This is a genomic window from Pseudomonas sp. NY15435 (assembly GCF_048068295.1).
Lineage (GTDB): Bacteria > Pseudomonadota > Gammaproteobacteria > Pseudomonadales > Pseudomonadaceae > Pseudomonas.
In genome coordinates, this window is the sequence record NZ_JBLUQA010000003.1 from 469,789 (window position 1) to 481,852 (window position 12,064).

Genomic DNA, 12,064 nt, shown 5'->3' on the forward strand with positions numbered 1-12,064 from the left:
CCCTTAGCTCAGGCTCTCGTCGATCACGACCACCACCTTGCCCTGCACCTGATTGCTCGCCAGGGCATCGAACGCGCTCTGCGCCTCGCGGACCGGAAAGGTGCGTTCCAGTTGTGGGCTCAGCTTGCCGGTTTCGAACAACGGCCAGACCTTCATCCCCAGTTCGGCGATCAGCTGCGCCTTGAAGTCGGCATCCCGCGAACGCAGGGTCGAGCCGATCAGCTGGATACGCTTGCCCAGCAGCAGGGCCAGGTCCAGTTCGGCCTTGCGACCACCCATCAGGCCGATGACCACCCATCGCCCGTCACGGCCGAGGATTTCCAGATCCAGCTTGGCGTAGTTCGCGCCCACCGGATCGAGGATCACATCGAAGGGTGCGAAATCCCGAAGCGATTCGAGACTCTCGCCGCGCAACGCACCACCCTCGGCCCCCAGGCTTTCGCAGTAGGCCAGTCGATCGGCCGAACCGACGCTGACCCAGCAAGGGCTGCCGAAGGCCTTGCACAGCTGGATACCGGCCGAGCCGACGCCGCTGGCACCCGCGTGCAGCAACACCTTCTCGCCCGGCTGCAGCGCGCCGAGCATGAACAGGTTCAACCAGGCAGTGGCGTAAACCTCGGGCAGCGCAGCGGCTTCGGCCAGACTCAGGCCCGCGGGCACCGGCAGTGCATGGCGCTCGTCCACCACCACTTCCTCGGCCATGCCGCCACCAGCCAGCAGCGCGCAGACGCGGTCACCCACCTGCCAGGTACTGCCGGCGCCGACCTCGGTCACCACGCCGGAACATTCCAGCCCGATGATGTCGCTCGCCCCCGGCGGCGGCGGGTAAAGACCGGCCACCTGCAGCAGGTCGGCACGGTTGAGTCCCGCGGCGGCGACCTGGATCCGGATCTGCCCCTGTGCACAAGTCGGGTTGGGGCGTTCGGCCCACTCCACTCGCCCTTCGATGCCTTGCAATGCGTTCACGCTGCCTCCATAGTGACCTTGCAGGGCCCGATCCGTAAGGTCGGGCCCTTTCTTCGCGCCGAATTAATCTGCGATTGAACCCGGCGCCGCCAATTAAGGCCTAATATGCGTCATAACTCCGCGATCAGTCGAATCAGCATGAAGCGATTTTTGCCCCGTACCGCCCTGTTGTTCATCCTCGGCGCAACCGCCTTTTCCTCGTTCGCGGCAACCACCAGCCCGAACGTCTGGGACGGCCTGCAGCCCGACCGGGATCAAGTGATCGCCAGCCTCAACATCGTTGAGCTGCTCAAGCGCCATCACTACAACAAGCCGCCGCTGAACGACGAGCGCTCGGCGAAGATCTATGACAGCTACCTGAAGACTCTCGATCCGGCGCGGATGTATTTCACCCAGGCCGATATCGACCAGTTCGCGCCCTGGCGCACCCAGTTCGACGACTTCCTGAAGAGCGGTGAACTGGAGCCCGGCTTCACCATCTACAAGCGTCATCTCGACCGCCTGAAGGAGCGCCTGGACTTTGCCCTGGCCACCTTGAACAAGGGTGTCGACAAGATGGACTTCACCAAGGACGAGTCGCTGGAAATCGACCGCGAGAAATCGCCCTGGGCGAAGGACAGCGCGGCGCTCGACGACCTGTGGCGCAAGAAGGTGAAGGACGAGGTCCTGCGCCTGAAGATCGCCGGCAAGGACAACAAGGCCATCCAGGAACAGCTGACCAAGCGCTACAAGAACCAGCTGATGCGCCTGGAGCAGACCCGCAGCGAAGACATCTTCCAGGCCTACATCAACGCCTTCGCCCAGACCTACGATCCGCACACCCAGTACCTGTCGCCGGACAGCGCGGAAAACTTCGACATCAACATGAGCCTCTCGCTGGAGGGCATCGGCGCCGTACTGCAGAGCGACAACGACTACGTGAAGGTCGTGCGCCTGGTACCGGCCGGCCCCGCCGAGAAGAGCAAGCAGATCGCCACCTCCGACAAGATCATCGGCGTCGCCCAGGGCAAGGGCGAGATGGTCGATGTGGTCGGCTGGCGTCTGGATGAAGTGGTCAAGCTGATCCGTGGCCCGAAAGGCTCGCAGGTCCGCCTGGAAGTGATTCCGTCGACCAACGCGCCGAACGACCAGACCAGCAAGATCGTCACCATCACCCGCGAGGCGGTGAAGCTGGAAGACCAGGCGGCGAAGAAGTCGGAAATCACCATCGACCACGAAGGCAAGAACTACAAGCTGGGCATCATCGACGTGCCGGCGTTCTACCTCGACTTCAAGGCCTATCGCGCTGGCGACCCGGACTACAAGTCCACCACCCGCGACGTAAAGAAGCTGATCGCCGAACTGCAGAAGGACAAGGTCGACGGTATCGTCATCGACCTGCGCAACAACGGCGGCGGCTCCCTGCAGGAAGCCACCGAGCTGACCGGCCTGTTCATCGACCAGGGCCCGACCGTACTGGTGCGCAACAGCGATGGCCGCGTCGACGTGCTCAATGATGACGAAGGCAAGGCCTTCTACACCGGCCCGATGACCGTCCTGGTCAATCGCCTGTCCGCCTCGGCTTCGGAGATCTTCGCCGGCGCCATGCAGGACTACCACCGTGCACTCATCGTTGGTGGCCAGACCTTCGGCAAGGGCACCGTGCAGACCATCCAGCCGCTCAACCATGGCGAGCTGAAGCTGACCCTGGCCAAGTTCTACCGCGTCTCCGGCCAGAGCACCCAGCACCAGGGCGTGATTCCGGACATCGGCTACCCGTCCATCGTCGACGATAAGGAAATCGGCGAGAGCGCCCTGCCCGACTCGATGCCGTGGGACACCATCAAGCCCGTGCTGAAGGCCCAGGCCGACCCGTTCAAGCCGTTCCTCGACCAGCTGCGTACCCGCCACGACGCGCGCACCGAGTACAACGCGGACTTCGTCTATGCCCGCGAGCGTCTCGCCCTGGCCCAGGAGCTGATGAAGGAGAAGACCGTCAGCCTCAACGAAGCCAAGCGTCGCGCCCAGCAGACCAGCATCGAGAACCGCCAGTTGGCCATGGAGAATGCCCTGCGCAAATCCAAGGGCCAGGAGCCGCTCAAGGAGCTGAAGAAGGAAGACGAGAACGCCCTGCCGGAAGAGGACAAGACTAAGCCGCAGGACGACGCCTACCTCACCGAGTCCGGGCACATCCTGATCGATTACCTGAATCTGGACTCCCAGGTCGCCAAACACTGATCGGATGTAATCAAACAGTCATGACGCTGTCGTGAAATGCACAGGGCCGGGAAACCGGCCCTTTTGCTTTTTACAGCCACCGAGAACCGTCATGACCGTCACCGAGCAGTTGAGCGCGCTGGACCAGATCCTCGCTCACGGCGACCTGCACTGCCTGTTCCAGCCCATCCTGTCGCTTTCGGAAAGGCGCCTGGTGGGCTACGAAGCCCTTACGCGCGGCCCGTCCAACGGCCCCCTGCACTCGCCCCTGCCGCTGTTCAGCATCGCCCGCAGCAGCGGCCGCCTGAGCCAGCTGGAACTGCTCTGCCGACGCAAGGCCTGCGCACGCTTTCGCGACCTGAAGCTCGAGGGCAAGCTGTTCCTCAACGTGTCCCCCGAATCCCTGCTGGAACCGACCCACCAGCCCGGCCGCACGCTGCAGTTGCTGCAGACCTTCGGCATATCGCCCAGTGACGTGGTGATCGAACTGACCGAGCAGACGCCCATCGAGGATTTCACCCTCCTCGACACCGCGCTGCACCACTACCGCGCCATGGGCTTTTCCATCGCCCTGGACGACCTGGGCGCCGGCTATTCCAGCCTGCGCCTGTGGTCCGAACTGCGCCCCGACTACGTGAAGATCGACCGCCACTTCATCGAAGGCATCCACCTGGATGCGGTGAAGCGCGAATTCGTCGGCTCGATCCTGAAGATGGCCCACGCCTCCCGTGCCCAGGTGATTGCCGAGGGCATCGAGATTGCGGAAGAACTGGCGGTGCTTTCAGAGATGGGCGTCGACCTGGTACAGGGCTACCTGCTTGGCCGCCCGAACGAAACACCACCGCGCGACGCCCGCGCCCTGCTACCGGAAGTCGACAGCGCTGGCGCGCTGCTTGCCGAAGATCAGTCCGACCTCGAACCGCTGCTGCTGGACCAGCCGGCGGTACGCGACAGCACACCCATTGGCGACGTGCTGGAGGCCTTCCGCGCGCAGGCCAACCTCAACTCGCTGGCAGTGCTCGACAGCCATGACCAACCCGTCGGCATCGTCCACCGCCACGCACTGTCCGACGCGCTGCTCAAGCCATTCGCACCGGAGTTGTATGCACGCAAACCGATCAGCCGGCTGATGAGCGATGACTTCCTCGCGGTAGAACGCAGCCAGTCGCTGCAACAGGTCAGCCGCCTGCTCACCAGCCGCGCGCGGCAACGCATCGAGGAAGACTTCATCATCACCCTGAACGGCCGCTACCTGGGCCTGGGCCGGGTGATCGATGTGCTCAAGCTGATCACCGAACTGAAGATCCGCCAGGCGCGCCATGCCAACCCACTGACCCTGCTGCCGGGCAACGTACCCATCCAGCAGTGCCTGTCGCGCCTGCTGCAGCAAGGTCGCGAAGCCGTGGTGTGCTACGTCGACATCGACAGCTTCAAACCCTTCAACGATCTCTACGGCTATGCCCGTGGCGATGAAGTTCTGCTGTGCCTGGCGCAGTGCCTGGGCGAGCGCGTGGACCCGACGCGGGACTTCGTCGGCCATATCGGCGGCGACGATTTCATGCTGGTGCTGGGGACGCAGGACTGGCGCGAGCGGCTCAACCACTTGCTGGAGGATTTCCAGGGCCAGTGCCGGCGCTTCTACAGCCGCGAGCATCTGGACGCGGGCTGTTTCGTCGCGCACAACCGCCAGGGGCGACGCGAGGAATATCCGCTGCTATCCCTGTCGATCGGCGTGGTGCACGTGAAGAGTGGCGCCGGGCAGCGCCTGGATGCCAGTCAACTGGCCGGGCTCGCTTCGGAGGCCAAGCGCCACGCGAAGAACATGCCCGGCTACAGCCTGCACATCCTCACGGCGGAATGATTCAGAGGCCCAACTGGCGCGCGCGCGTCTCGTAGCGCTCGGCCTGGGCTTCATCGGGCTCAAGACCAGGGCCACCGCTGCGGTACAACTCACCGAGCTTGCGCGCCGCCAGCGGATGGCCGGCCTCGGCAGCCTGCGCCCAGTATCGTGCAGCCTCCTGCGCGTCACCGGCCTGCCGGGTATCGCCCTTGAGCGATTGCACGCCCACCTGATACGCGGCCTTGTGATCGCCTGCCGCAGCGGCGAGACGCAACAGACGCAGACCTTCCTCGCGAGCGCCGAAACCCTGTCCGCGAAACAGCAGCAGGTGGCCGTAGAAACTCTGCGCCCCTACGTCGCCGAGAGCTGCCATGCGTGCGAACTGGCCTTGCATCCAGGCCCAGGCGCGCGGTTGGCGAACCATCCACGGCCAGCCCATCAGGCGTCGCGCCACGGCGTAGCTCAGCCGCGCACGCAGGCGCCAGAACAGCTCGCGGGGTGTCGCCACGTCAGAGCTCCTCGGGGTACTCGAACTCGAAGACGCGCACCACTTCTGCGGCGTGCCAACCGGCGGCGGCGGGGCCATCCGGCGCACCGGAGAAGCGGCCGAGGCGCTCGACGTGCTCGAAGAATCCGGTGCGCGGCAGGCGGCTGGCGCCCTGGCTGATCACCAGCGAGCTGCGTATCGGGCGCCCCGCACGGGCGTCCAGCGCGGCCAGGTGCTCCAGCGCGGCTGTCAGCACGGTCATGGCCGGAGTCGGTAGTTGCAGGCGCTCGATCAGCGCTCGGTAGGTCAGCAGATGGCGCTGGCGGCGGGCGTCTTCCAGCTCGCCGAGCAGGCCTTCCCAATGCTTGCGACTGATCTGCACGCTCAAGAAGCAGACTCCCCAGTGCCCAGGGCACGACGCAGGCCATGCTGGATGGCGTCGCTGGCTTCGCGTTCGCCGTTCTCGATCAGTTCCAGGTAGGACGGGCTGATGCCCACCGAACGCGCCAGCGCTTCGATGGAGAAGCCCCGGGCTTCGCGCAGTGCCTTCCAGTCCGGCTTCTCATCGAGTGCCGGAGCGGCAGCCGGCTTGACGACCTGGGCGGCCCCCCGGCCGGCGGCTGCCAGCAGGGCCTGGTACTCGGCCCAGGGAACCACGGCGTACTCCGCTTCGCCGTCACGCATGATGACTTGAACGTTCATGACAACACTCCTTGCAGGCGGCCATCTTAACAGCCTGATGCGCGCCTGTGCCGGCTATACTGCGCAGCGCTTCTCGCCACCAGACATGGGGTCCGACTTGCAGCGCTTCCTTCCATTGTGCCTATGCCTGGCGAGCGCCCTGTGCGGCGCCGAGGAACTGCGCTGGGGCTATTCGCCAAGCAACGGCATGCCCTACGCAGAAAGTATCGACCATGAATTGGCGCCTGGCTTCATCCGCGATCTGGGCGAAACCGTCGGACAGCGTCTGGGACTGGAGGTTCGCTTCGTGGAAACCCCGGACAAGCGCGCCGAACCGGCTCTCGCCCAAGGCGCAATCCACCTGCTGTGCATCAACAATCCGCAGTGGATGAAGGCGCCGGAGAAGCTGCGCTGGTCGCCCAGTCTGTTCGAGGAAGAAGATTCCCTGGCCCAGCGTGCGGATGCGCCGCCGGTGGAAAATCTCGCGCAGTTGCGCGGCATACGCGTTGGCACCAGCCTGGGCTACGTCTACCCCGCGCCACTGATGCAGGCTTTCGCCGAAGGCCGGGTGAAACGCGCCGATGTGCGCGACCTGGATACCCGTCTGCACATGCTTGAGGCCGGCCGTCTGGACGCGTTGATAGACATGCGCCGACCGCTGGAGTTTCTCCTCGCGGAACACCGCCAACTGCCGGTCGCGATCAGCCGTAACACTGTGCAGCGCTACTCGATCTATTGCTCGTACGGCCCCGCGCTACCGCTCCCCGCCGAGCGCCTGGATGCCGTGCTGCAGGCGATGGTGAGCGACGGCTCCATACAGCGCCTGCTCGGCGAACAGACTGCACGGATGCATCAGAGACGCTGAATCGCTTCCGGCGGCGGCAGCTGCTTCAGGGCCTCGCGGGTTTCCACACCCTGCGCGTCGCGCCAGACCTTGAACGCATCGATCTCCGACTGCCAGCGACGAACCACCCACGCCAGCACCGCCAGGTCATCGAGGAAACCGACGCCCAGCAACCAGTCGGGCACCAGATCCACCGGCGAGAGGAAATACAGCAGCGCCGCCACGACGGAAACCAGCGCCTGGGAACTGATACCCCGGTAGTCGCCGCGCACCCAGGCCACCAGCAGTTCCTGCAGTAGCTTCAGATCGGTCTTTGCCAACTTGACCCGGCCACTCTTGCGCGCCACGGCGAACAGCAGCGCAGGCACCCGCCCACCCGCGATAAAGCGGCTGGCGAGATTGAGAAAACGGTCAAATCCCGGAGGCTTTTTCATCGACTCACCTCGATAGGAAGATTCGTACAGGGCGGGTTCAGGTTATCCACCTTTCCTGTGGATAACTCTGTTGAAAGCCACCCTTGATATCGCCCAAACGCCCGAGCCATGAGGGCTGCAGACAGATCGGCGATTTTTTGTTCACCCCTGTAAATGCGTTAAAAATCATGCAGTTGCGGCTAAGCGATGGGCTGATCAATGTCAAGGGGAGGACATTGTTTCAACTGCGTCAAATATGTGCATAAGGGTAACACCGGGTCCAAGGTTACTCCCTTTCAGACCCGACGGTCAGCGTACCGTTCCAGAGCGCTTCCCGCACAAACGAAAACGCCCCGTGGGTTACGGGGCGTTTTCACTGGTACGAAGGTACTCAGTTACTTCTTCGGCTGCTCTGCCGGAGCCTCAGCCGCGTCAGGCTGGTTCGGGTCCTTGATGGCCAGCAGTTCCAGGTCGAACACCAGCACGGAGTTGGCCGGGATGGTCGGGCTCGGGCTCTGGGCGCCGTAGGCCAGTTCGCTCGGGATGAAGAGCTTGATCTTCTCGCCAACGTGCATCAGTTGCAGGGCTTCGACCCAACCCGGGATCACGCCGCCAACCGGCAGATCGATCGGGCTGCCACGCTGGATGGAGCTGTCGAAGACCGTACCATCGACCAGCTTGCCTTCGTAGTGAACGGTGACGACGTCGGTGGCCTTGGGCTGTGCACCGTCGGCTTTCTTCACGACTTCATACTGCAGGCCGGACTTGGTGGTGACCACGCCCTCACGCTTGCCGTTTTCCTCGAGGAACTTCTTGCCGGCTTCCAGAGCCTCGGAGTTCTTCTTGGCGACCTGCTCTTCAGCGCGCTTCTGCAGGGCGGTGAAGGCTTCGGTCAGCTCTTCATCGGTCAGCTTCTGCTTCTGCTTGCCAACGGCGTCTTCGATGCCCAGGGCGACGGCTTTGGAATCCAGGTCATTCATGCCTTCCTGGGCGAGGCTCTTGCCCATGTTCAGGCCGATGCCGTAGGAGGCTTTCTGCGCAGGAGTCTTGAGTTCCACTTCGGCGGCCTGTTTGTCGCAGCCCGCGAGAACCAGGCCGACCAGCGCGATCGCTGCCGCCAACCGATGTTGTTTCATGCTGAATCCTTGTCTATGCGCCGTCATGGCTGAAGTAATGAAGCCGCGAGCTTATCAGGCGCTCGTGGCCAGTGGCTATGGGCAATAGGAACCACTGCCGAGGGAGAAGTTCCCACAGCAAACTTATAAGAAAATTAACAGGATAAGTCAGACGGCCAGCACGGAATCACTGTGACTCGGCGGGGCAATTTTCGACGGGAAGCTTTTGCAGGAACGAGGTTCGCAGATAAAAAAGGCAGGCAAAGAAAAAGCCCTCAGGTATTGCTACCTGAGGGCTTTTCGAATTGTGGCGCAGCGGACGGGACTCGAACCCGCGACCCCCGGCGTGACAGGCCGGTATTCTAACCGACTGAACTACCGCTGCGTCGGACCTCGAGTGGTGGGTGATGACGGGATCGAACCGCCGACCCTCTGCTTGTAAGGCAGATGCTCTCCCGGCTGAGCTAATCACCCTTCGTCTCGAAGTGGGGCGCATTCTACGGAGGACATTTGAACCTGGCAAGCCCCCGAATGAAAAAAATTTTCAGATGTTCCAAAGGCTTAGATGAAGAGGGTGAATGACGAAACGGGGTTGGCCTGAACCGCGCCGAACGGAATAATGCGTCCTTTGTGTCCAGGAGTTAGACCCTCATGTGGTTCCGCAATCTGCTCGTATATCGCCTCACCCAGGATCTGCAGATCGACGCCGATGCCCTGGAGAAGGCCCTGGCCAGCAAGCCGGCGCGCTCCTGCGCCAGCCAGGAACTGACTACCTACGGTTTCTCCGCGCCTTTCGGCAAGGGCCCGGACGCTCCGCTGGTGCATGCCAGCGAAGGCTTCTTCCTGGTCAGCGCCCGCAAGGAAGAGCGCATTCTCCCCGGCAGCGTCGTGCGTGACGCGCTCAAGGAAAAGGTCGACGAGATTGAAGCCGCGCAGATGCGCAAGGTCTATAAGAAGGAACGCGACCAGCTCAAGGACGAAATCGTCCAGACCCTGCTGCCGCGCGCTTTCATTCGCCGCTCGGTGACCTTCGCTGCCATCGCACCGAGCCTCGGCCTGATCCTGGTCGACACCTCCAGCGCGAAGAAGGCTGAAGACCTGCTCTCCACCCTGCGCGAGGCCCTGGGCTCGCTGCCGGTTCGCCCGCTGACCGTGAAGACCGCGCCGACCGCCACCCTGACCGACTGGGTGAAGACCCAGGAAGCCGCCGGCGACTTCTTCGTCCTCGACGAGTGCGAGCTGCGTGACACCCACGAAGACGGCGGCGTGGTGCGCTGCAAGCGCCAGGACTTGACCAGCGAGGAAATCCAGCTGCACCTGACCTCCGGCAAGCTGGTCACCCAGCTGTCGCTGGCCTGGTCGGACAAGCTGTCCTTCGTCCTCGACGACAAGGTGGCGATCAAGCGCCTGCGCTTCGAAGACATGTTGCAGGAAAAGGCGGAGCAGGACGGCGGCGAAGATGCCCTCGGCCAACTCGACGCCAGCTTCACCCTGATGATGCTGACCTTCGCCGAGTTCATCCCGGCGCTGATCGAGGCTCTCGGTGGCGAGGCGATGCCCGAAGGCATCTGACGCCCCTTCAGGCGCCGCGCCCGCGCGGCGCCTGACACCATAAAAGGCCCACTCACAAGAAGGAGGGCCCATGCGTGCTCTCATCCTGCTCAGCCGCTTCATGGGCAACACCTTCGCCCTCTGGGTGCTGCTCTTCGCCATCCTGGCGTTCCTCGTTCCCTCCCTCTTCACGCCGCTCGCTGTCGCCATCGTGCCCATGCTCGGCGTGGTCATGTTCGGCATGGGCCTTACGCTCAAGGTCGAGGACTTTGCCGAAGTCGCCCGACATCCCTGGCGCGTCACCCTCGGCGTGATCGCCCACTTCGTCATCATGCCCGGCATGGCCTGGCTGCTTTGCCAGTTGATGCACCTGCCAGCGGAGATTGCCGTGGGCGTCATCCTGGTCGGCTGCTGCCCCAGCGGCACCGCCTCCAACGTGATGACCTGGCTGTCGCGCGGTGACCTGGCGCTGTCGGTGGCCATCGCTGGCGTAACCACCCTCCTTGCTCCGCTGCTCACCCCGGCGCTGATCTGGCTGCTGGCTTCCGCGTGGCTGCCGGTATCCTTCGGTGCGCTGTTCTGGTCGATCCTGCAGGTGGTGGTAGTGCCGATCGTCCTCGGCATCGTTGCCCAGCGCCTGCTCGGCGCGCGGGTGCGCCACGTGGTGGACGTGCTGCCACTGATCTCGGTGGTGTCCATCGTCATCATCGTCGCCGCGGTGGTTGCCGCCAGCCAGGCAAAGATCGCCGAATCCGGCCTGCTGATCATGGCCGTCGTGATCCTGCACAACGGCTTCGGTTTCCTGCTTGGCTACTTCACCGCCAAGGTCTTCGGTCTGCCGCTGGCGCAGCGCAAGTCACTGGCGCTGGAGGTGGGCATGCAGAACTCCGGCCTCGGCGCCGCCCTCGCCAGCGCGCACTTCTCGCCACTGGCGGCAGTGCCCAGCGCACTGTTCAGCGTGTGGCACAACATCTCCGGCGCAACGCTTTCCACCTGGTTCCGCCGCATGACCGAAGAGCCATCCGCCCAGAAACAGGCCCCTCAATAGGGCAGGAATCCGGCGCCGGGTTGCCCGGCGCACCGGTTTTGTGCAAAATACTGCACATTGTGAGGACGACCTCACCACCTTCCGGTGCTCCAGCGGGGACGGCCCTCCAATCCATCCACCGTCTGGAGAGCTCCATGTCCTGGATCATTCTGTTCGTCGCCGGCCTGTTCGAAGTGGGTTGGGCTGTCGGCCTGAAATACACCGAAGGCTTTACCCGGCCGATACCAACCGTCCTCACCGTGCTGGCGATCATCACCAGCATGGGCCTGCTTGGCCTGGCCATGAGGAACCTGCCGCTGGGCACTGCCTATGCCATCTGGACCGGTGTCGGCGCCGTCGGCACCGTCATCGTCGGGATCGTGCTGTTCGGCGAGTCCATGGCGCCGGTACGCCTGCTCAGTGTTGCGCTGATTCTGTGCGGACTGGTCGGACTGAAAATGAGCCACTGACGCTGTATCGGTTTTCGATACCGGCGGGCTGTCGCTTTCCCGAAAATTTGTCGGTATGCTGCGGGCCACTGTGTTTGCTTGGGTCACTGTGGCTCGTGACCTGGAGGGGCCATTCCCCACCACCCGGCTTCGACTGCACCTTGCAACTCAGGACGAGCGCGGACCTTTTCCGCAAAACAATCTTCAATAGTTCAAGGTGTAATTCCATGTCCAATCGTCAGACCGGCACCGTCAAGTGGTTCAACGACGCTAAAGGCTTCGGTTTCATCACCCCGGAAAGCGGCAACGACGTGTTCGTTCACTTCCGCTCCATCCAGGGCAATGGCTTCAAGTCGCTGCAGGAAGGCCAGAAGGTCTCCTTCATCGTTGTTGAAGGCCAGAAAGGCCTGCAGGCTGACGAAGTTCAGGTTATCTGATCCTCGTCCTGCACCATGAAAAAGCCCCGGCAATGCCGGGGCTTTTTCTTTTCCGTCA

General features: G+C 63.3%; 13 protein-coding genes and 2 tRNA genes. 7 read left to right on the forward strand and 8 right to left on the reverse strand.

Going from position 1 to position 12,064, the window contains the following annotated elements; genetic code table 11:
- Positions 1-3 precede the first annotated feature (3 nt).
- Positions 4-966, reverse strand: coding sequence for an NAD(P)H-quinone oxidoreductase (locus ACNFH5_RS09395; RefSeq protein WP_416745360.1), 963 nt, complete (start codon positions 964-966; stop codon positions 4-6).
- A gap of 138 nt (positions 967-1,104) precedes the next feature.
- Here ACNFH5_RS09395 and ACNFH5_RS09400 point away from each other — a divergent pair, with 138 nt between their 5' ends.
- Together ACNFH5_RS09400 and ACNFH5_RS09405 are read left to right on the forward strand one after the other, a co-directional pair.
- The gene (locus ACNFH5_RS09400) at positions 1,105-3,183 is read left to right on the forward strand and encodes a carboxy terminal-processing peptidase (protein ID WP_416745362.1); all 2,079 of its coding nucleotides are present in this window, start codon (positions 1,105-1,107) and stop codon (positions 3,181-3,183) included.
- 91 nt (positions 3,184-3,274) lie between these two features.
- Positions 3,275-5,023 (forward strand): bifunctional diguanylate cyclase/phosphodiesterase, encoded by a 1,749-nt coding sequence (locus tag ACNFH5_RS09405; protein ID WP_416745364.1) that lies wholly within the window; start codon positions 3,275-3,277, stop codon positions 5,021-5,023.
- A gap of 1 nt (position 5,024) precedes the next feature.
- Here ACNFH5_RS09405 and ACNFH5_RS09410 read toward each other — a convergent pair whose 3' ends face one another.
- The 3 genes from ACNFH5_RS09410 to ACNFH5_RS09420 form a co-directional block, all read right to left on the reverse strand.
- Positions 5,025-5,441: a sel1 repeat family protein gene (locus tag ACNFH5_RS09410; RefSeq protein WP_416745654.1), complete on the reverse strand. Its 417-nt coding sequence runs from the start codon at positions 5,439-5,441 to the stop codon at positions 5,025-5,027.
- 70 nt (positions 5,442-5,511) lie between these two features.
- A complete protein-coding gene (locus ACNFH5_RS09415; protein ID WP_024763424.1) occupies positions 5,512-5,877 on the reverse strand; it encodes a hypothetical protein in 366 nt (121 codons plus the stop codon).
- On the reverse strand, positions 5,874-6,191 hold the full coding sequence (locus ACNFH5_RS09420; RefSeq protein WP_416745366.1) for a helix-turn-helix domain-containing protein: 318 nt from the start codon (positions 6,189-6,191) through the stop codon (positions 5,874-5,876). Before ACNFH5_RS09420 ends, ACNFH5_RS09415 begins: the two co-directional genes overlap by 4 nt.
- 85 nt (positions 6,192-6,276) lie before the next feature.
- Between ACNFH5_RS09420 and ACNFH5_RS09425 the strand changes: the two genes are divergently transcribed.
- Entirely contained in the window at positions 6,277-7,035 is a 759-nt protein-coding gene (locus ACNFH5_RS09425; protein ID WP_416745656.1) for a substrate-binding periplasmic protein, read from the forward strand.
- Here ACNFH5_RS09425 and ACNFH5_RS09430 read toward each other — a convergent pair.
- The 4 genes from ACNFH5_RS09430 to ACNFH5_RS09445 all read right to left on the reverse strand — a co-directional run bounded on the left by ACNFH5_RS09430 (position 7,023) and on the right by ACNFH5_RS09445 (position 9,016).
- Positions 7,023-7,448: a YkvA family protein gene (locus ACNFH5_RS09430; protein ID WP_416745368.1), complete on the reverse strand. Its 426-nt coding sequence runs from the start codon at positions 7,446-7,448 to the stop codon at positions 7,023-7,025. The genes ACNFH5_RS09425 and ACNFH5_RS09430 overlap by 13 nt on opposite strands.
- 374 nt (positions 7,449-7,822) lie before the next feature.
- Positions 7,823-8,563, reverse strand: coding sequence for an FKBP-type peptidyl-prolyl cis-trans isomerase (locus ACNFH5_RS09435; protein WP_416745370.1), 741 nt, complete (start codon positions 8,561-8,563; stop codon positions 7,823-7,825).
- A gap of 287 nt (positions 8,564-8,850) precedes the next feature.
- Positions 8,851-8,927 (reverse strand) — tRNA-Asp (locus tag ACNFH5_RS09440).
- 13 nt (positions 8,928-8,940) lie between these two features.
- Positions 8,941-9,016 (reverse strand) — tRNA-Val (locus ACNFH5_RS09445).
- A gap of 177 nt (positions 9,017-9,193) precedes the next feature.
- Between ACNFH5_RS09445 and rdgC the strand changes: the two genes are divergently transcribed.
- From rdgC to ACNFH5_RS09465, 4 genes are all read left to right on the forward strand, one after another.
- A complete protein-coding gene (gene rdgC, locus ACNFH5_RS09450; RefSeq protein ID WP_017522054.1) occupies positions 9,194-10,114 on the forward strand; it encodes a recombination-associated protein RdgC in 921 nt (306 codons plus the stop codon).
- A 70-nt stretch (positions 10,115-10,184) separates the two neighbouring features.
- A complete protein-coding gene (locus ACNFH5_RS09455) occupies positions 10,185-11,141 on the forward strand; it encodes a bile acid:sodium symporter family protein (protein ID WP_416745373.1) in 957 nt (318 codons plus the stop codon).
- Positions 11,142-11,275: 134 nt separating this feature from the next.
- Positions 11,276-11,590 carry a quaternary ammonium compound efflux SMR transporter SugE gene (gene sugE, locus ACNFH5_RS09460; RefSeq protein WP_416745375.1) on the forward strand — a complete coding sequence of 105 codons (315 nt, stop codon included), beginning with the start codon at positions 11,276-11,278 and terminating at the stop codon, positions 11,588-11,590.
- A gap of 206 nt (positions 11,591-11,796) precedes the next feature.
- Positions 11,797-12,006 carry a cold-shock protein gene (locus tag ACNFH5_RS09465; protein ID WP_015478234.1) on the forward strand — a complete coding sequence of 70 codons (210 nt, stop codon included), beginning with the start codon at positions 11,797-11,799 and terminating at the stop codon, positions 12,004-12,006.
- Positions 12,007-12,064: the final 58 nt, after the last annotated feature.